The following is a 23081-nucleotide window of genomic DNA, read 5'->3' as shown; positions in this document are numbered from 1 at the left end:
TCAGGCCATTTGTTACGACGGGAACCTCTCCGCCAACCGACAGCGAACGCTCAGGCCCGCTGCCGCATCGTCACTTCATCACATCGCCGACACCCGCCGCCCCGCCCCCGCTCGCGCATCGCGACCGCGCTTGTTCAGCCAAGACGCAAACAGCACGAGCAGCGCGAGCACGGCCGTCGCACCGACTTCCATCCGGTGTTCCTCGCTGACGAACATCACGGTCAGCGTGCCGCAGATGAACAGGATCACCGCCCACGTGAGCCACGGGAACAGCCACATCCGCAGCGTCAGGTCGGCGCCGCCCGATTCGAGCGTCCTGCGCATCCGCAGCTGCGAGATCGCGATCACGAGATACACGAGCAGCGCGATCGCACCCGACGTCGCCAGCAGGAAGCCGAACACCTGCTCCGGCATCAGGTAGTTCGCGATCACGGTCAGGAAACCGAATGCGGTCGATGCCAGCACGGCCGCACGCGGCGTACCGGTCGAATCGGTGCTGTGCAGGAACGCAGGTGCGTCCTTGCGCTTGGACAGCGAGAACAGCATCCGCGATGCGGTGTACAGCGCGGAATTCAGGCAGCTCGCGACCGACACGAGCACGATCACGTCGATGATCGCCTTCGCGTTCGGAATGCCGATCAGCTCCATCGCACGCTGATACGAGCCGTGCTTCGGCAGCAGCGGATCGTTCCACGGCACGATCGCCGCGACGACGAGGATCGAGCCGAGATAGAACAGCGTGATACGCCAGATGACGGAATTGGTCGCACGCACGATCTGGCGTTGCGGGTTGTCCGACTCGGCGGCCGCGATCGTCACGATCTCGGTACCGAGGAACGAGAACATCGTCGTCAGCATCGCCGCGAGCACCGCGCCGGCGCCGTTCGGCATGAAGCCCTGGTGCGCGAAGAGGTTCGACACGCCCGATACGGCCGGCGCGGGCACGATGCCGACGATCGCCGCACCGCCGATGCACAGGAACACGACGATCGCGACAACCTTGATCAGCGCGAACCAGAATTCGAATTCGCCGTAGTTCTTGACCGAGAAGAGGTTGGTGATCGTCAGCAGCAGCGTGATGCCGAGCGCGAAGATCCAGGTCGCGACGCCGGGGAACCACGCATTGAGGATGGTAGCCGCAGCGGTTGCCTCGATCGGGATCACGAGCACCCAGAACCACCAGTACAGCCAGCCGATGGAGAAGCCCGCCCAGTGACCGATCGCGCGATCGGCATAGGTCGAGAACGAACCGCTGTCCGGATGCGCGACGGCCATCTCGCCGAGCATGCGCATCACCAGCACGACCAGGACGCCCGCGATCGCATACGCGAGGATCGAAGCCGGGCCGGCTTCCGCGATTGCGTGGCCGGAGCCGACGAACAAGCCCGCGCCGATGACGCCGGCAATCGACATCATCGTCACGTGCCGCTGCTTCAGACCCGTGCCGAGGCCTGTCTTGCTTCCACTCATGTGTCTCTCTCCAAAAAACGGTTCCGGTATGACCGGGTGTCGCGTGAAGGCGGCGGGGAGTTGTCGTTGTTGAACCCGGCAGCCCGCCGCGCATGCGCGCATACGGGCAGGAAGCCGGGTCGAGCTGTTCCGGTCGGTGCGCGACGCAGTCTGCGAAGCCGCGGGTGCGATGCGGCGCACGAGGTGCCGGCGCATCGCGTACGCCCCTTCCGTCGGCTGTCGGTCAGCCGCCTTCGAAGCGAAGGAGTGTAAGCATCAAACGGTTCTTCACTAAGAACCAATTGAAGAATTTCGATGGATCCACTTGTTGCATCGATGCGAACCGATGCAACGCATGATCCGGTTCGGCGTCCGCCTGCGGGCAGCCGGATCGGGCAAGTGATGACGGCGCGTGCCCGCTCGGCATCATGGTGAACACGTTCCGTCGAAGCGGATCGCGTGCGGCGCCGGCGCGGCTCAGTTGGCGTCGTCCGGCCCTGCGTCGCGCCATTTGGCCGGCACGATCGCGCGCCATTCGCGCAGAAGCAGGTTTCTCACGGCGTCGGGATGCGCGGCCGACAGGCGCACCAGCACGATCGGCCAGCCCGCATAGTGGTCGGTCAGGTAATACACGTCGGGTTCCGCTTCGATCAGCCACGCGCGCTCGTCGGGGCCGACGCCCTTCACGACGAGCGTATCGCCGTCCTCGCGCAGGCGAGCGAGCATCTTGCCCTTCACCTTGAGTGCGGGCGTGCCGTACGACGTCCCCTCCTCGACGCCGCGCCATGCGAGCGCGATCTGCCGCACTTCGTCGAATGTCACGATGCGCCTCCAGCCGTCGATGATCGAGATCCGGCCACCGTAGCGGAAATCGTAGATCGCGCCTAGCTGGAAGGCGCCGCGCCTTGCAGCGGGACGCGCGTCTAGCGGCCGGCCGCGCGCACGGCCATCTGCGCGCGGCCGGTGGTGGCGACGATCGCGAACGCGATCGCATTGGCGGCCGCGCTGGCCAGGATCGGCACGAGATAACCGCCACCCGCGTCGTAGATGAAACCGGCCGCAGCCGGCCCGATCAGCGTGCCGAACGCGATGCTCGTGTACAGCACGCCGATGATCGCGCTCACGTTGCGGCCGCCGAAGTAGTCCATCACGACGGCGGGCAGCACGGCGACCCAGCCGCCGTAGAACACGCCGAACACGAGTGCGAACGCGGCCAGCGTCGCGACGCTGCCGGCGCCGGCCCACGCGACGAGCGCGACGGCCATGCCCGCGAACATCGCGAGCAGCGATGCGCGGCGGCCGAAGCGGTCGGCGAGGCCACCGAGAAAGAAGCGCCCAGCCGTGCTGCCGACGCCGATCGCGCCGAGCAGCAGCACGGCCGTCGACGATGCGACGCCATGATCGAGCGCATACGGCACGAGGTGCACGAACGGCACGAAGACGCCGAACGAGCACACGAGGCACGCCGCGTAGAGGCTCGCGAACGGTCGCGACGTGACGGCCTCGCGCAGCGTCGCGCCGGTGGGCGCCGCTACGGCAGCCCGCGCGCGATCCACAGCGTTCACGGCGCCCACGGCCCCTGCCGTGTGCCCGCCCGCTTTCGGCAAGCCTCCGCCGGCGGCCGGATGCACGGCCTCCCCGTCCGGCAACAGCCCGCGCCCGCGCGGGTCGTTCTCGATCAGCAGCGACATCCCGGCGCCGATCGCGACCGCGAGCGCCGCAAGCGTGAAATAGGCGCCGCGCCAGCCGACGTGCGCGATCAGCGCGGAGGCGAGCGGCGGCATCACGAGCGTGCCGACGCCGATTCCCGCGACCGCGAGCCCCGACGCGAAGCCGCGCCGCCGCACGAACCAGCGCTGCACGGCGCCGACGGCCGGCACATACGCGCAGCCGACGCCGAGGCCGACACCGAGCCCGTACGCGACATAGACCTGCAGCAGCGTATGCGCGGCGCCGGCCGCCGCGAGACCCGCCGCCGTCAGCAACATGCCGGTGACGGCGAGCCGCCGTGAGCCGAAACGATCGGCAAGCGGGCCGCTGACGATGCCGAAGCCGAAATACAGGAAGCCGGCCAGCGAGAACACGAGCGAGATCTGCCCGCGCGATGCGGCGAAATCCCGCTGCAGCGCTTCGACGAACGCGCTGAACGTGTACGCACTGCCGAAGCCGACGAACGTGACGGCGAACGCGGCCGCCACCACATACCAGCCGTAGAAGACGCGCGACGCGCGCGGGCCGCTCATGACGATGCTCCTCTCAGGTTCCGCCGGACGCCGCGCGGCGTCCGGATTGCCTCATGGATATAGTTGAACTATGTTGATCGCATCGACCGCCGCGAAGCAGCCGTGACGAATGCGATCCGCATGCGACAACGGTACTCGCGCGCATGCCTTGCCTCAAACGATATTTCGTCGGCCTTTCGCTTTAGAAAAACTCAATGAACCGTTCCCGTCTGCCACCGCTCAACGCGTTGCGCGCGTTCGAGGCAGCGGCCCGCCACCTGTCGGTGAAATCGGCAGCGGAAGAGCTGTCGGTCACGCCCGGCGCGGTGAGCCAGCTGATCCGCACGCTCGAGACCCATCTCGGCGTGCAACTGTTCGAGCGCGTGAACCGCGGCATCCTGCTGACCGCCGCGGGCCGCGACTATCTGCCGCCCGTGCGCAACGCGTTCCGGCAAATCGCCGACGCGTCGCAGCGCGTGTCGGGCGCCGCCGACAGCGGCGTGCTGACGGTGAGCGTCACGCCGTTTTTCGCATCCGCATGGCTCGTGCCGCGCCTCGCGCAGTTCCGCGACGCATGCCCGGACGTCGACCTGCAGATCGTCGCGAGCCATGCGCTCGCCGATTTCTCGCGCGACGGCGTCGACGTCGCGATCCGCCACGGTCTCGGCCGCTACATCGGGCTGTGCAGCGAACGGCTGCTGACCGTGGAGATCGTCGCGCTTGCGGCGCCGGAACTCGTCGCGCGGCTGGGCATGCCGGCCACGCCCGCCGACCTGGCCGGATGGCCGCATCTGCACGACGCCGAACGCAAGGGCTGGCACATCTGGTTCGACGCGCAGCGAATCGCCGATTTCGGGCCGCCGCGCGGCCCCGCGTTCGACGATTCCAGTCTGTTACTGCAGGCGATCCTCGCCGGCCAGGGTGCCGGCCTGCTTCCGGCGGCGATGGTGCGCGGCGAGCTCGCGAGCGGCCGGCTCGTGCAGCTTGCCGACGTCGCGTGGCTCGACGACTTCGCGTACTACCTCGTCTATCCGCCGCATCATGCGGAGCGCGCGAAAGTCGCCGCGTTCCGCCGGTGGATTCTCGAGGCCGCCCAGGCCGACGGCGCGGCATCGATGACGGGCACGGCGTAGCGTCGCTGCAGCGCGGGGCGGCGGCAACGATCTCGAGCCGATCGGCTAACATGCGGCCCGGGCCGTCGGCCCGCCAGCCACCGGCAACGGACAACGACATCCGCAGAGAGACCATGCCAGCCCTGCTCCGCCGCGCGACACGCATCGCAACCCTGTCGGCCGCGCTGCTCGTCGCGTGCGCCGCCCTGCCGCCCGCGGCGCACGCCTATCGCGCGTCGCCCGGCTACGGCAGCGAAGCGGACCTCGACCGGCACGACACGTACCGCAATCGCGACGGCGACACCGTCCATGCACCGGCGCATTCGAAATCGGGCCGCGTGCCCGAGGGCGCGAGCGCGCGCTGCCGCGACGGCACGTACAGCTTCAGCCGCCATCGGCGCGGCACCTGCTCGGGGCACGGTGGCGTCGCCGGATGGCTGTGAACGCGGGTCGGCCGAATGGCCAGCGCGGTGCCAGCGGCAGCCGGCGCCGAAGTACAATACGCGCTCGCGCCGCCAACCCGCGGCGACACCGCCGCGCCCCGCGCGGCACGCTCCGTACCGAATCACCCGACGCCACGCACGCCGATGCGCTGCGCGGCAGTCTCAACCCTTTCTGAGTTTCACACCCAAATGGCCCAATACGTTTTCACGATGAACCGGGTCGGCAAGATCGTGCCGCCCAAGCGCCAGATCCTGAAGGACATCTCGCTGTCGTTCTTTCCCGGCGCGAAGATCGGCGTGCTCGGCCTGAACGGCTCGGGCAAGTCGACGCTGATCCGCATCATGGCGGGCGTCGACAAGGACATCGAAGGCGAAGCGACGCCGATGCCGAACCTGAACATCGGCTACCTGCCGCAGGAACCGCAGCTCGATCCGACGAAGACGGTGCGCGAAGCCGTCGAGGAAGGCCTCGGCGACCTGTTCCAGGCGAACAAGAAGCTCGAGGAAATCTACGCGGCCTATGCGGAACCGGACGCCGACTTCGACGCGCTCGCGGCCGAGCAGGCGAAATACGAAGCGATCCTCGCGTCGAGCGACGGCGGCAGCCCCGAGCAGCAGCTCGAAGTGGCCGCCGACGCGCTGCGCCTGCCGGCGTGGGACGCGAAGATCGAGCATCTGTCGGGCGGTGAAAAACGCCGCGTCGCGCTGTGCAAGCTGCTGCTCGAGAAGCCGGACATGCTGCTGCTCGACGAACCGACCAACCACCTCGACGCGGAATCGGTCGACTGGCTCGAGCAGTTCCTGGTGCGCTTCCCGGGCACCGTCGTCGCCGTCACGCACGATCGCTATTTCCTCGACAACGCGGCCGAGTGGATTCTCGAACTCGACCGCGGCCACGGCATTCCGTGGAAGGGCAACTACAGCAGCTGGCTCGACCAGAAGGAAGAGCGCCTGAAGCAGGAAGAAGCGTCGGAATCGGCGCGCCAGAAGGCGATCAAGAAGGAACTGGAGTGGGTGCGCCAGAACCCGAAGGGCCGCCAGGCGAAGTCGAAGGCGCGTATCGCGCGCTTCGAGGAGCTGAACAGCCAGGAATACCAGAAGCGCAACGAAACGCAGGAAATCTTCATTCCGGTCGGCGACCGCCTCGGCAATGAAGTGATCGAGTTCAAGAACGTCAGCAAGTCGTTCGGCGACCGCCTGCTGATCGACAACCTGAACTTCAAGATTCCGGCCGGCGCGATCGTCGGCATCATCGGCCCGAACGGCGCCGGCAAGTCGACGCTGTTCAAGATGCTGACCGGCAAGGAACAGCCGGATTCGGGCGAAGTCGTGATGGGCCCGACCGTGAAGCTCGCGTACGTCGACCAGAGCCGCGATGCGCTCGACGGCTCGAAGACGGTGTTCGAGGAAATCTCGGGCGGCGCCGACGTGCTGACGGTCGGCAAGTACGAAACGCCGTCGCGGGCGTACATCGGCCGCTTCAACTTCAAGGGCGGCGACCAGCAGAAGATCGTCGGCAACCTGTCGGGCGGCGAACGCGGCCGCCTGCACCTCGCGAAGACGCTGATCTCCGGCGGCAACGTGCTGCTGCTCGACGAACCGTCGAACGACCTCGACGTCGAAACGCTGCGCGCGCTGGAAGACGCGTTGCTCGAATTCGCGGGCTCGGTGATGGTGATCTCGCACGATCGCTGGTTCCTCGACCGGATCGCGACGCACATCCTCGCGTTCGAAGGCGATTCGCAGGTCACGTTCTTCGACGGCAACTACCAGGAATACGAAGCCGACAAGCGTGCGCGCCTCGGCGAGGAAGCCGCGAAGCCGAAGCGCCTGCGCTACAAGCCGATCAGCCGCTAAGTGGCGCGGCCCGTGCATCCGGCGACGCGGCGACACGACGCCGGGTGCCGAACGCGGCCGCTTCCAGATCGGCAGAACGAAAAAGCGGGCTCATGGCCCGCTTTTTTCATCCGGCGGTCCGGCGCGACGCCTACGCGAGCGCGCCCAGCTCGCGCAAACGCGCCTCGGTCGCGGCCGCGCTCGTGTGATGAATGCCATGCCAGCCGAGTGCCGTCGCGGCCGCGGCATTCTTCGCGTTGTCGTCGATGAACACGAGCTCATGCGGCGCAATGCCCGGCAGGTGCGGATCGATCCGCGCCTGCATCTCGCGGTAGATCGCCGGATCGGGTTTCACGAGCTTCACGCGGCCCGACACGACGATGTCCTTGAAACGCCGCAGCACCGGGAAGTTGTCCCACGCATACGGAAAGGTCTGCGCGGACCAGTTGGTCAGCCCGAAGAGCGGCATCCCCTGCGCATCGAGCCGGTCGACGAGCGCGACGCCTTCGTCGAGCACGCCGCCGATCATCTCGTGCCAGCGCGCGTAGAACGCGCGGATCAGCGTCTCGTGCGCCGGAAACTTCGCGACCAGCTCGCTCGTGCCGTCGTCGATCGTCTGCCCGCCGTCCTGCCGGATCACCCAGTCCATCGCGCACACGTGCGTGAGGAACCAGCGGCGCTCGGCTTCGTCCGGAATCAGCTGCCGGTACAGGTACTCGGGGCTCCAGTCGATCAGCACGCCGCCGAAATCGAACACCACCGCCTTGATCGTCATGCGAACTCCGTGGCGAGCACGTCGGCGAGCGGACGCGGCGTCACCGCATTGCCCGACAGCGTATTGTTTTCCCACACGAAGTGATGATGCGCGACGATCTGCGCGGCCGACAGGTGGGTGCGCTCGTTCGTCGTGTGCAGGTCGGACACGACGGTCGTCCGATAGCCGAGCAGTGCCGCGCGGCGCGCGGCCGAATCGACGCAGAACTCGGTCGCATAACCGCAGATCAGCACCGAACGAATGCCGTGGCCGTCGAGCTGCGCGGCGAGCGGCGTGTCGTGGAACGAATCGCTCACCTGCTTGCGGATGCGCCAGTCGGCGCGACCGACGATCAGTTCCTCATGCAGTTCCCAGCCGGGCGTGCCGGGCACGATGTCGTCGTCCGCATCGCCGTCGTGCTGCACGAAGCACACGGGCACGTTTGCCGCACGTGCCGCCGCCGTCAGCCGGTTGATGCCCGACACGACGTCGTCGAGCCGGTACGCGGGCCGCGCCCGCTGCACCAGCCCCCGCTGCATGTCGATCACGATCACTGCGGTGTCTGCCATCGATTGCCCTCTCCGTCGTGGTCCGGCCGTCGCGCGGCCGGTATCTGTCGTGTATTGCGCGTCGCGTCAGATCGGCTGCGTGCGCGCGTCGAGCCACGCCTTCGCGTCGCCGCTCACGTGCCGGCCCACGCGCTCGCGCACGGTCGCGTGATACGCGTTCAGCCACGCGCGTTCTTCTTCATGCAGCATCTCGATCAGCACGCAGCGCGTGTCGATCGGGCACAGCGTCAGCGTCTCGAACGCGAGGAAATCGCCGAATTCGGTCTGCCCGCCCGCGCGATTCACGACCAGGTTTTCGATCCGGATGCCCCATTTGCCGGGCCGGTACACGCCCGGCTCGATCGACGTGATCATCCCCTCTTCCATCGCCGTGTACGGCTCGGCCGGCGCGTAGTGCGAGATGACCTGCGGACCCTCGTGCACGTTCAGGAAGTAGCCGACGCCGTGACCGGTGCCGTGGCCGTAGTCGAGCCCGGCCGCCCACATCGGCGCGCGCGCGATCGCGTCGAGCATCGGCGAGCGGATGCCGCGCGGGAAGCGTGCGCGCGACAGCGCCATCATCGACTTCAGCACGATCGTGAAATCGCGGCGCTGCAGGTCGCTGACCGTGCCGACCGGCACGACGCGCGTGATGTCGGTGGTGCCGGTCGTGTACTGGCCGCCCGAATCGACGAGCAGCAGGCCGTCGCCGGCGATCGTCGCGTGCGACTCGGGCGTCGCGCGATAGTGCGGCATCGCACCGTTCGCGTTGAAGCCGGCGATCGTCGCGAAGCTCGGCGACACGTAGCCGGGGCGCCGTGCGCGCGCGGCCGTGAGTTGCTCGTCGATCGTCAGCTCGGTGATCGTCTCGCGGTTCACCGCCTGCTCGAACCACGCAAAGAATTCTGCGAGCGCGGCGCCGTCGTGCTCCATCGTCACGCGCACGTGCTCGATCTCGGCGGACGTCTTGCGCGACTTCGCGAACGTCGACGGGTTCACGGCCTCGATCAGTTTCACGCCGGCCGGCACGGCCTCGAGCGTGCCGAACGTCACTCGGCGCGGATCGATCAGCAGCGTCGCGCCGTCGGGCAGCGCCGCGAGCGACGCGCGCGCGGCGTCGTACGCGCGGACCTCGACGCCGTCCTGCGCGAGCGACGCGGCCAGCGCCGGCGACACCTTGCCGTCGGCGACGAACAGCGTCGCGCGATCGGCCCCGATCATCGCGTGCGCGACGAACACCGGGTTGAAGTTGACGTCGGCGCCGCGCAGGTTGAACAGCCACGCGAGATCGTCGAGCGTCGACACGAAATGCCATTGCGCGCCCTGCGCGTGCATCGCGCGGCGCACTTCCGCGAGCTTGCTCGCGCGCGTCGTGTCGGCCTGCGGCGCCACGTGCTCGAACACCGCGTCGCCCGGCAGCCCCGGGCGCTCCGGCCAGATCGCGTCGAGCAGGTCGAGATCGGTGCGCAGCGCGATGCCGCGCGCGCTCAGCGCGGCCGTCAGCGCGCGTGCCGCCGCGACGCCGAGCACGGCGCCGTCGACGCCGACCGTCGCCCCGGCCGGCACGTTCTGCGCGAGCCAGTCGACGTGCGGCGCACTCTGCTGCCCGCCCGTCATCTTCATCAGCTGGACGCCCGTGCCGGCGAGTTCGGCCTCGGCCTGCACCCAGTAGCGGCTATCGACCCACAAGCCCGCGAAATCCGCGGTCACGACCAGCGTGCCGACCGAGCCCGTGAAGCCGGACAGCCAGCGTCGCGCCTGCCAGCGCTCGGGCAGGTACTCGGACAGGTGAGGATCGGCGGACGGCACGAGATAAGCGGCCAGATCCTCGCGGACCATCGCGCCGCGCAGCAGCGCGAGGCGGGCCGGCACCGACGAGACTTCGGGGAGACGGGCATTCATGATTTCACCTGAGAGCGTTCAGCGACGGGCCGACACGGCGACCGTCACGGCTACGGCGAGGAACGCGACACCGGTGCAGACCGGCCATTCGAGCGTTTCGCCGTCGTAAAACAGTCCAGAGAGATTGCCGGCCATTCGCGCGGCGGCGGCGCCTGCGATGCCGACCAGCACCACGATCCACCATGCCGGCCGGCCCGTGCGCCGCATCGGATGCAGCCACCGGCCGAACAGCCCGACGGCCGCTCCCAGGACAAGGATTCCAAACCAGTTCATTCGACGCCTTCTATAAATTCAGATTCGTCCCATAGGCGTGAACGTTGCCAGCGGCTAGCATCGATTCATCCATCGAACCCGAGACCAGCCGGGCGCCGCGAACATTCGAGTGTAGGGGCCGACCCGACGTTATGGCAAGCGCGCGCCCGCAGGCGTATTGAAGAAATCCTCATGCGAATCGCTCTCATCGATCCGGAGGCGCATCATGCTGCGCTCCTGAACCGCCTGCTGTTCGCCGGCGGCCATGTGTGCCACGCGTTTCCGTCCAGCGCGGCATTCTTCGAGTGGCTCGCCACCGATACCTGCGACATGCTGATCATCGGCAACTGGGCCGGCGACCAGCCGGCCGAGGAAGTCATTCCGCGGGCGCAGGCGATCCTGCCCGGGCTGCCGGCCATCGCCGTGATGCAGCTGCCGCGCGAAAGCGAAGTCGTGTCGTGCCTGCACGCTGGGGCCGACGACTGCCTCGTGCGCCCGGTGAGCGGCCCCGAGCTGCTCGCACGCGTCAACGCGCTGAGCCGGCGCGCAGGTGTCCGGCGGCCGCCGAATCGCTCGCGCGAAATGTATGGAGAATACGCGTTCGATGCGACCCACAGCCTCGTGCGCTTCGGCGATGCGATCGTCGCGCTCACGCCGAAGGAGTTCCGCTTCGCACAGCTGCTGTTCGCGAACCTGTCGCGGCCCGTGTCGCGCGCCCATATCCTCGAAACGGTGTGGGGCCGCCGCCGCGACATGAAGTCGCGCACGCTCGACACCCATGCGTCCCGGCTGCGCAGCAAGCTGCGGCTGCTTCCGGAGCACGGCTACCGGCTTCTGCCGCTCTACGGCTACGGCTACCAGCTCGACCGCGTGCCGATCGAGCCCCCAAATTCGAGGCCGCGCCACGCCGATGCCCGGTATGCCGCAAGTGAGGAAATCGCTGAAACGCTATAATATGGGGCTAAACGATAGCCCTCGATATGCAACTCCTCACGATCGGAATCAACCACCACACTGCGCCTGTCGCCCTGCGCGAACGCGTGGCGTTTCCGCTCGAGCAAATCAAGCCGGCTCTCGTCACGTTCAAGAACGTGTTCCTCGGCCCCCAGGCGCCGAATGCGCCCGAAGCGGCAATCCTCTCCACCTGCAACCGCACCGAACTCTATTGCGCGACCGACGATCGGGCCGCCCGCGAGGGTGCGATTCGCTGGCTGTCGGAGTACCACCAGATTCCGGTCGACGAACTCGCCCCGCACGTCTATGCGCTGCCGCAATCGGAAGCGGTCCGGCACGCATTCCGCGTCGCGTCGGGTCTCGATTCGATGGTGCTCGGCGAAACGCAGATCCTGGGCCAGATGAAGGATGCGGTGCGCACCGCGACGGAAGCCGGCGCGCTCGGCACCTATCTGAACCAGCTGTTCCAGCGCACGTTCGCCGTCGCGAAGGAAGTGCGCGGCACGACCGAGATTGGCGCGCAGTCGGTGTCGATGGCCGCCGCCGCGGTCCGCCTCGCGCAGCGCATCTTCGAAAAAGTGTCGGATCAGCGCGTGCTGTTCATCGGCGCCGGCGAGATGATCGAGCTGTGCGCGACGCACTTCGCCGCGCAGAGCCCGCGCGAGCTCGTCGTCGCGAACCGCACGGCCGAACGCGGCCAGCGGCTCGCCGAACGTTTCAACGGCCGCGCGATGCCGTTGTCGGACCTGCCGGCCCGCATGCACGAATTCGACATCATCGTGTCGTGCACCGCGTCGACGCTGCCGATCATCGGCCTCGGCGCGGTCGAACGTGCGGTGAAGGCGCGCCGCCACCGGCCGATCTTCATGGTCGACCTCGCGGTGCCGCGCGACATCGAGCCGGAAGTCGGCAAGCTGAAGGATGTGTTCCTCTACACCGTCGACGATCTCGGTGCGATCGTGCGCGAAGGCAACGCATCGCGCCAGGCCGCGGTTGCACAAGCCGAGACGATCATCGAAACCCGCGTGCAGAACTTCATGCAGTGGCTCGACACGCGCAGCGTCGTGCCGGTGATCCGTCACATGCATACGCAGGCCGACGCGCTGCGCCGCGCGGAAGTCGAGAAAGCGCAGAAGCTGCTCGCGCGCGGCGACGATCCGGCCGCCGTCCTCGAAGCGCTGTCGCAGGCGCTCACCAACAAGCTGATCCACGGCCCGACGAGCGCGCTCAACCGCGTGAACGGCACCGACCGCGATTCGCTGATCGACCTGATGCGCGGCTTCTACCAGCACGCGCCGCGCTCGAACGACCAGTCCGGCCACTAGCGCCGGCCGGTTGCCCCTGCCGCCGGCCGCGCGCCGGCCTATCCTTTTCGAATACCCCTTTTGTCCGGGAGCGTCGCTCCACACCATGAAGACGAGCATGCAACGCAAGCTCGACCAGCTGTCTATCCGGCTGGCCGAACTGAACGACCTGCTGAGCCGCGAAAACGTCACGGCCGACCTCGACCAGTACCGCAAGCTGACGCGCGAACACGCGGAACTCGGCCCGGTCGTCGAGCAGTACGCGCTGTGGCGCCAGTCGCGCAGCGACGAGACGGCCGCGCAGGAGCTGGTCGCCGATGCATCGATGCGCGATTTCGCCGAAGACGAGATTCGCAGCGCGCGGGAACGCATGGTTCGCCTCGAAGGCGAGTTGCAGAAGATGCTGCTGCCGAAGGACCCCAACGACGACCGCAACATCTTCCTCGAAATCCGCGCGGGCACCGGCGGCGACGAATCGGCGCTGTTCGCGGGCGACCTGCTGCGCATGTACCTGCGCTTCGCGGAACGCCAGCGCTGGCAGGTCGAGATGATGTCGGAGAGCCCGTCGGATCTCGGCGGCTACAAGGAAGTGATCGTGCGGATCGCCGGCCAGGGTGCCTACTCGCGGCTGAAGTTCGAATCGGGCGGCCATCGCGTGCAGCGCGTGCCGGCGACCGAGACGCAGGGGCGCATCCACACGTCCGCCTGCACGGTCGCGGTGATGCCGGAAGCCGACGAAATCGGCGAGGTCGAGATCAATCCGGCCGACCTGCGGATCGACACGTTCCGCGCGTCGGGTGCGGGCGGCCAGCACATCAACAAGACCGATTCGGCGGTGCGCGTCACGCACATCCCGACCGGGATCGTCGTCGAGTGCCAGGACGACCGCTCGCAGCACAAGAACAAGGATCGTGCGCTGAAGGTGCTCGCCGCGCGCATCAAGGACAAGCAGTATCACGAGCAGCACGCGAAGGAAGCGGCGACGCGCAAGAGCCTGATCGGCTCGGGCGACCGCTCGGAGCGGATCCGCACGTACAACTTCCCGCAGGGCCGGATGACCGATCACCGGATCAACCTCACGCTGTACCGGCTCGAGGCGCTGATGGACGGCGATCTCGACGAACTGATCGGCGCGCTCGTCACCGAACACCAGGCCGAACTGCTCGCGTCGCTCGGCGACACCGACTGAGGTCGCGATGCCCGACACCACCGCCGACGATCTGCTGCGCGCGTCGCCGCTCGACCCGGTCGATGCGCGCGTGCTCCTCGCGTACGCGCTCGGCTGGACCCGCACGCAGCTGATCACGCGCGGCGACGCCCCGCTCGAGCCCGCCGCGATCGCGCGCTACCGCGCGCTCGAAGCGCGCCGCGTGGCGGGCGAGCCGGTCGCGCAGCTCGTCGGGATGCGCGAATTCTTCGGCCGGCCGTTCGATGTGACGCCCGACGTGCTGATTCCGCGCCCCGAAACCGAACTCCTCGTCGAAGCCGCGCTCGACGCGATCGACGGTCGCCCGCATCCGGCCGTGCTCGATCTCGGCACCGGCAGCGGCGCGATCGCCGTGTCGATCGCCGCCGAACGGCCCGACGCACGCGTGTGGGCGCTCGACCGCTCATCGGCCGCGCTCGACGTCGCCCGGCGCAACGCGCACAAGCTGCTCGACGCGCGCCGCCCCGGCGGCCCGCTGCACTGGCTGCAGAGCGACTGGTACGCCGCGCTCGAGCCGACGCTCGCGTTCGACACGATCGTCAGCAATCCGCCGTACATCGCGCAGCACGATCCGCACCTCGCGCAGGGCGACCTGCGGTTCGAGCCGCGCGGCGCGCTCACCGACGATGCCGACGGCCTCAGCGCGATCCGCACGATCGTCGCAGGCGCCGGCGCGTACCTGAAACCGGGCGGCACGCTCTGGATCGAGCACGGCTACGACCAGGCCGAAGCCGTGCGTGCCTTGCTCGTGTCACGCGGCTTCGTCGCGGTCGAGTCGCTCGCCGATCTCGCCGCGATCGAACGCACCACGGGCGGCCGCCGGCCCGTCTGACGGCCGGCCCGCCCGGTTGAAATCCGCTATCATTTCGTTCTAACGCCCCGCCAACGCAAGGTCAGTCATGGACACCCAACAACGTATCAAGCAAATCGTCGACGAAAACCAGGTCGTGCTCTTCATGAAGGGCAACGCGCAATTCCCGATGTGCGGCTTTTCGGGCCGCGCCGTGCAGGTGTTGAAAGCCTGCGGCGTCGACCAGTTCAAGACGGTCAACGTGCTCGAGGACGACGAGATCCGCCAGGGCATCAAGGAATTCTCGAACTGGCCGACCATCCCGCAGCTGTACGTGAAGGGCGAATTCATCGGCGGCTCGGACATCATGATGGAGATGTACCAGTCGGGCGAACTGCAGCAACTGTTCGCCGCCGCGTAATGCCCCGTTCCCGATGGCATCTCCCAGCGCGCCGCCACGCCGGCTGATCGTCGCGATCACCGGCGCCACCGGCGCGGTCTACGGCGTGCGGCTGCTCGAATTGCTGCGCGCCGCCGGCGGCGTCGAAACGCATCTGCTGGTTTCGAACGCCGGCTGGCTCAATATCCAGCATGAATTGCAGCTGTCGAAGGCCGAAGTCGAAGGCCGGGCGGATGTCGTGCATTCGGTACGCGATGTCGGCGCGACGATCGCGTCCGGTTCGTTCGCAACCGACGGGATGGTGATCGCCCCGTGCTCGATGAAGACGCTCGCGAGCGTCGCGCACGGCCTGTCGGACAACCTGATCACGCGCGCGGCCGACGTCACGCTGAAGGAACGCCGCCGTCTCGTGCTGATGGTGCGCGAAACGCCGTTCAACCTCGCGCATCTGCGCAACATGACCGCCGTGACCGAAATGGGCGGCATCGTGTTTCCGCCGCTGCCCGCGTTCTACGCGATGCCGAAGACGATCGAGGAACTCGTCGACCAGACCGTCACGCGCGTGCTCGACCTGTTCGCGCTCAGCGCACCGATGACGACGCCGTGGGCCGGCATCCGGCCCGCACGGTAAGCCGCTCGACGCGGCGCTTCGGCGCCGTTCTCCACGCATCTTCGTCGATTCGGCCGCCTTCCGGTTCGATCCAACCACGCCCAGCCTCCCCGCGCCTGCTCCCACGCACCCGAATCGGCCGAATTATCAACCATTGCGATTCAATCAAATTCCGGCAAGCCGATTTATCAATGTCCGGTGCGCGCCTATAGTCCCAGGCAACCCACTATTGCAGGCTCCCCACCATGAACCGCTTGCCTTCGCTTTACCTGTCACACGGCGCCCCGACGCTGCCGATCGACCCGACGCTGCCGTCCGGCGCATTCACGCACCTCGGCGCCGAATTGCCGCGCCCCCGCGCGGTGCTGATGCTGTCCGCGCACTGGGGCACGCAGCAGCCGGTCGCGAGCGTCGCCGCGCACCCGGAAACGATCCATGACTTCTACGGCTTCCCGCGCGCACTGTACGAGATCCGCTACCCGGCACCGGGCGCGCCCGAGGTCGCCGAGCGGGCGGCCGCGCTGCTGAACGCGGCCGGCATCGCGACCGCGACGACCGAGCACGGTCTCGACCACGGCGCGTGGGTGCCGATGCTGCTGATGTTCCCGGAGGCCGACGTACCCGTCGCGCAGCTGTCGATCCAGCCGCGTGCGGACGCGGCCCATCACTTCGCGCTCGGCCGCGCACTGCGGCCGCTGCGCGACGAAGGCGTGATGGTGATCGGCTCGGGCCAGATCACGCACAACCTGCGCGCGGCCGATTTCAGCGCGGCGCCCGAGGATGCGGACCCGCGCGTCGCGGAATTCACCGACTGGTTCGAGGCGAAGCTCGCCGCGCGCGACGTCGACGCGTTGCTCGACTATCGCCGGCAGGCGCCGCACGCGGCGCTGATGCATCCGACCGACGAGCACCTGCTGCCGGTGTTCACCGCGCTCGGCGCAGCCGACGACGACTACCAGCTCGGCATCCAGTCGCTCGGCACGTATCAACGCGTGCTCGCGATGACGAACTACGTGTTCGCAAGCGCGGCCGCCTGAATCGCGCGACACGGCGACACAAACGCCGAGCACAAGTAAAAAGCCCGCCCGAGCATCGCTCGGACGGGCTTTTTTGCGCTTTCCGCCACCGCCGATTCCGGTGGCAGGTCAGGCGTCAGGCACCGACCCCTTCAAGGATCTCGTCGTGCGACTCGCGCTCGTCGAGATACTGGGTCCGGTAACCGGTATTCACGCCCCAGAAGTAGAACACCAGCGAGATTGCCGCGACGATCAGCATGTCCCAGCCGTACGGCAGCACGCCGTAACCGCCGAACTCCTTGCTGCCGACCAGCGACAGCACGGCCATCGTCGGCAGGTAGGCGACCAGCCACCATGCGGCCTTCAGGTCGGCGCCCCAGCCGGTCCAGCCCGACTTCGCCTGGAAGTAGAAATACACCGGCAGCGCGACGATCATCAGCAGGATGATTTCGCCCGTCAGCGGCCACTTCGCCCAGTACAGGATCAGCGACGCGCAGACGAACGCGAACGGTGCGATCAGTTTCATCAGCGGGATCGACAGCGGACGCTCGATGTCGGTTGCCGCGCGGCGCAGCGCCATCAGGCTGATCGGGCCGGTCAGGTACGAGATCACCGTTGCGACCGAGATCACTGCCGCGAGCGAGCTCCAGCCGCGGAAGAAGAACAGGAAGATGAACGACACGAGCAGGTTGAACCACATCGCCTGGCGCGGCACGCCGTAGATCGGGTGCACGTTGCCGAACATCTTCGGCATCGTGTTGTTGCGCTCCATCGCGTAGATCATGCGGGTGGTCGTCGCCATGTAGGTCGTACCGGTGCCGCTCGGGCTGATGAACGCGTCGACGTACAGCAGGATCGCGAGCCAGTTCAGGTTCAGCGCGATCGCGAGTTCGGCGAACGGCGACGAGAAGTTGAACTGCGACCAGCCCTTCGCGACGTCGGCCGGATTCACCGAACCGATGTACGCCATCTGCAGCAGCACGTAGATCACGAGTGCGATCAGGATCGACGTGATCACCGCGAACGGCACGCTGCGCGACGGATTGCGCGCTTCGCCGGCCAGGTTCACCGGGCTCTGGAAGCCGTTGAACGCGAACACGATACCGCTCGTCGCGACCGCGGTCAGCACGGCCGACCAGCCGTACGGCGCGAAGCTTGCATTCGATGCAGTGCCGAGGTTTTCCGAGTGGAAGCTCGACAGCATCAGGCCGAGGATCGTGAGGCCGGGGATCAGGAACTTGAAGATCGTGATCGCGGTGTTCGCACGTGCGAAGGCCTTGACGCCCCAGTAGTTCAGCATGAAGTAGATGACGACCAGCACGGCCGACAGCAGCAGGCCGGGTGTCGTCAGCTCGCCGTTCACGAACAGCGCATGCGCCCACGGATACTGCCACGTGCTCATGTACTGGATCGACGCTTCCGCCTCGATCGGGATCACCGATACGATCGCGATCCAGTTCGCCCACGCGCTGATGAAGCCCACCAGCGAACCGTGCGAGTAGCGCGCGTAGCGCACCATGCCGCCCGACTCGGGGAACATCGCACCGAGTTCAGCGTACGTCAGCGCAATCGCGAGAATCACGACCGCGCCGATGATCCATGCGCAAATCGCCGCCGGACCGGCAATCTTCGCAGCCTTCCAGGCGCCGAACAGCCAGCCCGAACCGATAATCGAACCCAGCCCCGTCAGCATCAGTGCAAACGGGCCGATGTTCCGTTGAATAGAACTCTTCACATCCTCTCCTATGTCTCAAAAAGCATGGTCGGCCCGCGGTCCGGGATCGGCTCGGACAGCAGCGCGCATGCAATTTTGGGGGGAAGGATCACCCGATCGGGGCAACCCGTCCACGCGGCGCGTAGTTTAACGGTTGCACCTCCAAGTTGGCGCCAAAATCGTTCGGCCCCTACAAAAAAGTCGCATCGTTTGCAAGGTTTGTAAACCTTAACTCCGCAATAACCCTGAGTGCATGGAAATCCGGTTGACCGCGCGACCGATTACCCGTATAAACAACGTTGCAGGATTTCAAGCGGCGAGTGAATTGGTTCTTTCGTAGTTCGCCCATCAACGGTACTCCGGTTGGTCCCATTACCCCCTTCCTTGATTTTCCGCACCCCATGGGCCTCGGCCCCGTTTTATCTTTTTAGGAACAAGTAACATGGCAACCGGTACCGTCAAGTGGTTCAATGACGCAAAGGGCTTCGGCTTCATCACCCCGGAAGGCGGCGGCGACGATCTGTTCGCGCACTTCTCGGAAATCCGCGTCGAAGGCTTCAAGACGCTGCAAGAAAACCAGAAGGTTGAATTCGAAGTGAAGACGGGCCCGAAGGGTCTGCAAGCTGCGAACATCCGTCCGGTCTAAGTTCGGCGCGATAATTCGTGTAAAAAAGCCCCGCTTCGGCGGGGCTTTTTGTTTTCCGGCGCGGGCAGCCATGCGGCCGCCGCCGATCGAGAATGGCCTCCGGTCAGCCGAACAGCCGCTGCGCGTGAATGCCGAGCCCGGTCGCGACGCTCGCGAGGCGATCGCCGAACACCGGCTGCGCGTCCGGGAATGCGCCGGCGAGCGCACCCGACAGGAACGCGAGCCCGGTCGAGCCGCCGGTGAAATACAGCGCGCCGACGTCGCGCGGCGCGACGCCCGCCAGCCGCACCGTTTCGCGCGCGGCATCGACGATGCGCGCCGTGTCGTCGACGCTCGCGTCGACCAGGCGTTCGGCGTCGAACGCGATCTGCAGATCCTCTTCCACGTCGTTCAGGTCGATCATCGTCTCCCCGCCCGCCGCCACGCCGATCTTCGCTTCTTCCGCGCGCGCCATCAGTGCATGCCCGAGCCGCTGCTCGACCACGCGCGTGAGCCGGTCGTACTGCCGCACGTCCTGGTACAGGTGCTTCATCAGCTTCAGCTCGCCCAGCCGCTTCGGCGTGTAGACCGTGTTGATGAGGTGCCAGGTCGCGAGGTCGAAGTAGATCCGGTTCGGCAGCTCGCGTCCCTCGGGATCGAGCGCGCGGTAGCCGAACGCCGGCAGGATCGCCGCCAGCTCGACGCGCCGGTCGTAGTCGGTGCCCGCGACGTGCACGCCGTGGTGCGCGAGCACGTCGTCCTTGCGCTCGAGGCGCGCCATCCGCTCCGGCCCGACGCGCACCAGCGAGAAGTCCGACGTACCGCCGCCGATGTCGGCGACCAGCACGAGCCGCTCGGCCTGCTGGCGCGACTCGTAGTCGAACGCGGCCGCGATCGGTTCGTACTGGAAATGCACGTCCGCGAACCCGACCGACTGCGCGGCCGCTTCGAGCTGGTCCTGCGCGAGACGGTCGGCGCGCGGATCGTCGTCGACGAAGAACACCGGCCGGCCGAGCACCGCGCGACCGATCGGCGCGCCGGCGCGCGCTTCGGCCTTGCGTTTCAGGTGCGTCAGGAAGCGCGCGATGATCTCCGTGTACGCCATCGCGCTGCCGTCGCCGAGATCGGTCGTGGTTTCCGCGAGCGGCGAGCCGAGGATGCTCTTCATCGAGCGCATCAGGCGGCCGTCGAAACCGTCGATATAGGACGCGAGCGCCGCCCGGCCGTATTCGACCGTCTGCTCGTCGTTGTTGAAGAAGATCGCGGTGGGCAGCGTCAGGTGGTCGCCCTCGACGGGCGCGAGGCGCATGGCGTCGCCGTCGGGCAGGGCCACGGCGGAATTGGACGTGCCGAAATCGATCGCGCAGTAAGTCATGGGAAGGTGCCGCAGCATGGCCGGCGCGAAAACGGAAAGGACGGGCTTTTTAACATGAAGCCCGCCGGATCACAACCGGGGGCGGCCGCCGGCGCGGTGCAACCGGCCCGGGGCGGAGATCAGGCGCGCCTGCGGCATGCCGACGACAGGGGCGGACGGGGTGCCCGAGGCGCCCCGCCGCCCGCTTGCAGCGCACCGGCGACAGGTTCGGACAGAGTGCTCGACGCACCCCGGCACCCGCTTGCGGCACACCGGCGACAGTGCAGACGGGGTGCCCGACGCGCCCCGCTGCCCGCCTGCAGCGCACCGGCAACCGGTGCGGACAAGGTGCTCGACGCACGCCTGCCCGCTTGCACCATCAGGCCGCGGCGTCGAAACCCTTCTTCCATGCGCCCGCATACACGACCTCGCCGATCGCATGGCGCGTGCGCGGCGCCTTTTCGCGTTCGCGCAATACCGGGTCGAGCTTGTCGACGTTGCCGTAGTGGCCGAGCGAGATGATCGCCGGAATCGCGACGTCGGCCGGAATCTCGAACGCATCGCGGAACGCCTTCGCATCGAAGCCGCTCATCTGGTGCGCGGCGAGACCGAGCGCGTGCGCCTGCAGCACCAGCGACATCGCGGCCGCGCCCGCATCGTACAGCGCGGTCGGCGCCGGCTCGCCCTTCGGCGTGAGCGTATGCGCGGTCACGGCGATCAGCACCGGCGCCGGCGCGTTCCAGCCCTGGTTGAACGGCACCAGCGTCGCGAATGCGTGCTTGAACGCCGCTTCGTCCTGCGTGCGATCGAACACGATGAAGCGCCACGGTTGCGCGTTATAGGCGGACGGCGCCCAGCGCGCCGCTTCGAGCACCGCGTGCAGATCGGCGGCGCTGATCGGCTCGTCCGAATACGCGCGCGGGCTCCAGCGGCCGGCGATCAGGTCGTGAATCGAAACAGTGGTGGGAGCAGGTTTGACGGACATGCGGTTCCTCGCTGACATCGATGAAGGGCGCGAACGCCCGGCGAACCGCAAGCATAACCGCTTGAGCCGTCGCGCGCCCGGTCATCCCGCGCAATGCAAATCACCGATCCTGCATTGACCGGCCGCACCCGCGCACGGGCCGGCCGGCGCACCGCGCTCAGGCGGCCTGCGCGGCCGCGCGGGACGGGCCGCGATTGATCCGCAGCACGATCAGCGCACCGACGATGCAGAGCGCGCCCGAGATCATCGACGCGATCGTATAGGTGCCGAGGCTCGCGCGCAGCAGCCCCGCGCCGAGCGCCGCGAACGCCGCGCCCAGTTGGTGGCCGGCGACGATCCAGCCGAACACGACCGGCGCCGCGGCCTTGCCGAACACGTCGGTGGCCAGCCGCACGGTCGGCGGCACGGTCGCGATCCAGTCGAGCCCGTAGAACATCGCGAACAGCGGCAGACCGAAGAAGTCGATGCCGAACGCATGCGGCAGGTAGATCAACGACAGCCCGCGCAGCCCGTAGTACCAGAACAGCAGCACGCGGTTGTCGTAGCGGTCGGACAGCCAGCCCGACAGCGTCGTGCCGAACAGGTCGAACACGCCCATCGCGGCGAGCAGCGAGGCGCCCTGCACTTCGGACATCCCGTAGTCGCTGCACATCGCGATCAGGTGCGTGCCAACGTAGCCGTTGGTGCTCGCGCCGCAGATGAAGAAGCTGAAGAACAGCAGCCAGAAGTCGCGCGAGCGGCTCGCGGTCAGCAGCGTGCGGAACGCGACCGCGAGCGGGTTCTCCTTCGTCGCGTCGGGCGCCGCCGGCGCGTCGGCCGGCTCTCCGTACGGGCGCAGCTGCACGTCGGCCGGTCGCTCGGGCAGCAGGAACGCGACCAGCGGAATCACGATCGCGGCCGCCACCGCGACGACCAGCACGACCGGCCGCCAGCCGTGGCGCTGCGCGATCGCCGCGAGCATCGGCAGGAACACGAGCTGGCCGGTGGCCGTGCTCGCGGTCAGGATGCCCATCACGAGCCCGCGCCGCGCATGGAACCAGCGTGTGACGAAAGTCGCGGACAGCGTCAGCGCGACGACGCCGGTCGAGCAGCCGACCATCAGCCCCCAGATCACGACCATCTGCCAGCTCTGCGTCATCATCGACGACAGCGCGACGCCCGCGCCCATCGTCACCAGCGCGGTCAGGATCGTCGGCCGCAGCCCGAAACGCTGCATCGCCGCGGCCGCGAACGGGCCCGTCAGGCCGTACAGCGCGATGTTCACCGAAATCGCCAGCGAAATCGCCGCGCGGCTCCAGCCGAGTTCGCGCTCGAGCGGCACCATCAGCACGCTCGGCGTCGCGCGCGTGCCGGCCGCCGCCAGCAGGATCAGGAAAACCACCGCCGCCGCGAGCCATCCGTAGTGGAAGCGCCCGCCGATTCGTGTCACTGCCCAGTTCATGTTGTCGCTCTCCAGTTGGCTGGCCCGCGCTCGCGCGCCAGCCCCGCCTCACCTCCGGGCCACCTCCGCCGCACGCTGCATCGGCTGACCCGGGCCGATACGTGGCATTTGTCTGTCGATCCGGTCGGCATTGTTACCGATCGGTCACAAGTGTGTTGCGATC

At 67.6% G+C, this 23081-nt stretch carries 23 protein-coding genes; 11 read left to right on the top strand and 12 right to left on the bottom strand.

All coding sequences use genetic code 11. From position 1 onward, the window contains the following. Nucleotides 1–78: 78 nt before the first annotated feature. The 4 genes from gabP to DID99_RS23985 all read right to left on the bottom strand — a co-directional run bounded on the left by gabP (nucleotide 79) and on the right by DID99_RS23985 (nucleotide 3692). Nucleotides 79–1470 carry a GABA permease gene (gene gabP, locus DID99_RS24000; protein WP_044845887.1) on the bottom strand — a complete coding sequence of 464 codons (1392 nt, stop codon included), beginning with the start codon at nucleotides 1468–1470 and terminating at the stop codon, nucleotides 79–81. A gap of 223 nt (nucleotides 1471–1693) precedes the next feature. Next, nucleotides 1694–1888, bottom strand: a complete 195-nt coding sequence (locus DID99_RS23995) for a hypothetical protein (protein WP_124571704.1) — start codon at nucleotides 1886–1888, stop codon at nucleotides 1694–1696. A 38-nt stretch (nucleotides 1889–1926) separates the two neighbouring features. Continuing rightward, a complete protein-coding gene (locus DID99_RS23990) occupies nucleotides 1927–2271 on the bottom strand; it encodes an MmcQ/YjbR family DNA-binding protein (protein ID WP_124571705.1) in 345 nt (114 codons plus the stop codon). Between the two features lie 101 nt (nucleotides 2272–2372). Beyond that, nucleotides 2373–3692: an MFS transporter gene (locus DID99_RS23985; RefSeq protein ID WP_124667636.1), complete on the bottom strand. Its 1320-nt coding sequence runs from the start codon at nucleotides 3690–3692 to the stop codon at nucleotides 2373–2375. A gap of 194 nt (nucleotides 3693–3886) precedes the next feature. Here DID99_RS23985 and gcvA point away from each other — a divergent pair, with 194 nt between their 5' ends. The 3 genes from gcvA (at nucleotide 3887) to ettA (ending at nucleotide 7083) form a co-directional block, all read left to right on the top strand. Further along, a complete protein-coding gene (gene gcvA, locus DID99_RS23980; RefSeq protein WP_124522185.1) occupies nucleotides 3887–4804 on the top strand; it encodes a transcriptional regulator GcvA in 918 nt (305 codons plus the stop codon). A gap of 113 nt (nucleotides 4805–4917) precedes the next feature. Next, nucleotides 4918–5226 carry a DUF3761 domain-containing protein gene (locus tag DID99_RS23975; protein ID WP_124571707.1) on the top strand — a complete coding sequence of 103 codons (309 nt, stop codon included), beginning with the start codon at nucleotides 4918–4920 and terminating at the stop codon, nucleotides 5224–5226. A gap of 189 nt (nucleotides 5227–5415) precedes the next feature. Beyond that, nucleotides 5416–7083, top strand: coding sequence for an energy-dependent translational throttle protein EttA (gene ettA / locus DID99_RS23970; protein ID WP_044845892.1), 1668 nt, complete (start codon nucleotides 5416–5418; stop codon nucleotides 7081–7083). A 130-nt stretch (nucleotides 7084–7213) separates the two neighbouring features. On the opposite strand, the gene DID99_RS23965 is transcribed toward ettA, so the two are convergent. The 4 genes from DID99_RS23965 to DID99_RS23950 form a co-directional block, all read right to left on the bottom strand. Further along, the gene (locus tag DID99_RS23965; protein ID WP_124667635.1) at nucleotides 7214–7837 is read right to left on the bottom strand and encodes an HAD family hydrolase; all 624 of its coding nucleotides are present in this window, start codon (nucleotides 7835–7837) and stop codon (nucleotides 7214–7216) included. Next, nucleotides 7834–8385, bottom strand: a complete 552-nt coding sequence (locus DID99_RS23960) for a cysteine hydrolase family protein (RefSeq protein WP_124667634.1) — start codon at nucleotides 8383–8385, stop codon at nucleotides 7834–7836. The genes DID99_RS23965 and DID99_RS23960 overlap by 4 nt, the downstream gene beginning before the upstream one ends. Before the next feature lie 66 nt (nucleotides 8386–8451). Further along, nucleotides 8452–10266 carry an aminopeptidase P family protein gene (locus tag DID99_RS23955; protein WP_124487895.1) on the bottom strand — a complete coding sequence of 605 codons (1815 nt, stop codon included), beginning with the start codon at nucleotides 10264–10266 and terminating at the stop codon, nucleotides 8452–8454. A gap of 18 nt (nucleotides 10267–10284) precedes the next feature. Beyond that, nucleotides 10285–10539, bottom strand: coding sequence for a hypothetical protein (locus DID99_RS23950; RefSeq protein ID WP_044845896.1), 255 nt, complete (start codon nucleotides 10537–10539; stop codon nucleotides 10285–10287). Nucleotides 10540–10710: 171 nt separating this feature from the next. Between DID99_RS23950 and DID99_RS23945 the strand changes: the two genes are divergently transcribed. The 7 genes from DID99_RS23945 (at nucleotide 10711) to DID99_RS23915 (ending at nucleotide 16820) form a co-directional block, all read left to right on the top strand. Next, nucleotides 10711–11472: a response regulator transcription factor gene (locus DID99_RS23945; protein ID WP_124487893.1), complete on the top strand. Its 762-nt coding sequence runs from the start codon at nucleotides 10711–10713 to the stop codon at nucleotides 11470–11472. A 26-nt stretch (nucleotides 11473–11498) separates the two neighbouring features. Further along, nucleotides 11499–12797 (top strand): glutamyl-tRNA reductase, encoded by a 1299-nt coding sequence (gene hemA / locus DID99_RS23940; protein WP_044845898.1) that lies wholly within the window; start codon nucleotides 11499–11501, stop codon nucleotides 12795–12797. Between the two features lie 85 nt (nucleotides 12798–12882). Then, complete coding sequence (prfA, locus tag DID99_RS23935) at nucleotides 12883–13965, top strand: peptide chain release factor 1 (RefSeq protein ID WP_044845899.1); 1083 nt, start codon at nucleotides 12883–12885, stop codon at nucleotides 13963–13965. Nucleotides 13966–13972: 7 nt separating this feature from the next. Further along, nucleotides 13973–14815 (top strand): peptide chain release factor N(5)-glutamine methyltransferase, encoded by an 843-nt coding sequence (gene prmC, locus DID99_RS23930; RefSeq protein ID WP_124571710.1) that lies wholly within the window; start codon nucleotides 13973–13975, stop codon nucleotides 14813–14815. Between the two features lie 67 nt (nucleotides 14816–14882). Further along, nucleotides 14883–15194, top strand: coding sequence for a Grx4 family monothiol glutaredoxin (gene grxD / locus DID99_RS23925; protein WP_011883132.1), 312 nt, complete (start codon nucleotides 14883–14885; stop codon nucleotides 15192–15194). A gap of 13 nt (nucleotides 15195–15207) precedes the next feature. Further along, nucleotides 15208–15804: a UbiX family flavin prenyltransferase gene (locus tag DID99_RS23920; protein WP_124522195.1), complete on the top strand. Its 597-nt coding sequence runs from the start codon at nucleotides 15208–15210 to the stop codon at nucleotides 15802–15804. 224 nt (nucleotides 15805–16028) lie between these two features. Next, complete coding sequence (locus DID99_RS23915) at nucleotides 16029–16820, top strand: class III extradiol ring-cleavage dioxygenase (RefSeq protein WP_059607887.1); 792 nt, start codon at nucleotides 16029–16031, stop codon at nucleotides 16818–16820. Between the two features lie 115 nt (nucleotides 16821–16935). Here the strand turns inward: DID99_RS23915 and DID99_RS23910 are convergent, their stop codons facing one another. Next, complete coding sequence (locus DID99_RS23910) at nucleotides 16936–18534, bottom strand: APC family permease (protein ID WP_124522197.1); 1599 nt, start codon at nucleotides 18532–18534, stop codon at nucleotides 16936–16938. Between the two features lie 421 nt (nucleotides 18535–18955). Between DID99_RS23910 and DID99_RS23900 the strand changes: the two genes are divergently transcribed. Continuing rightward, complete coding sequence (locus tag DID99_RS23900; RefSeq protein ID WP_006477070.1) at nucleotides 18956–19159, top strand: cold-shock protein; 204 nt, start codon at nucleotides 18956–18958, stop codon at nucleotides 19157–19159. A 103-nt stretch (nucleotides 19160–19262) separates the two neighbouring features. Here the strand turns inward: DID99_RS23900 and DID99_RS23895 are convergent, their stop codons facing one another. From DID99_RS23895 to DID99_RS23885, 3 genes are all read right to left on the bottom strand, one after another. Then, on the bottom strand, nucleotides 19263–20513 hold the full coding sequence (locus DID99_RS23895; RefSeq protein ID WP_044845904.1) for an Hsp70 family protein: 1251 nt from the start codon (nucleotides 20511–20513) through the stop codon (nucleotides 19263–19265). 358 nt (nucleotides 20514–20871) lie between these two features. After that, nucleotides 20872–21477 (bottom strand): nitroreductase family protein, encoded by a 606-nt coding sequence (locus DID99_RS23890; RefSeq protein WP_044845905.1) that lies wholly within the window; start codon nucleotides 21475–21477, stop codon nucleotides 20872–20874. A 157-nt stretch (nucleotides 21478–21634) separates the two neighbouring features. Beyond that, complete coding sequence (locus DID99_RS23885; protein WP_124487888.1) at nucleotides 21635–22918, bottom strand: MFS transporter; 1284 nt, start codon at nucleotides 22916–22918, stop codon at nucleotides 21635–21637. Nucleotides 22919–23081: the final 163 nt, after the last annotated feature.

The organism is Burkholderia sp. Bp8986 (genome assembly GCF_003854225.1).
GTDB lineage: Bacteria > Pseudomonadota > Gammaproteobacteria > Burkholderiales > Burkholderiaceae > Burkholderia.
This window is presented reverse-complemented; position numbering and strand designations above follow the sequence as displayed.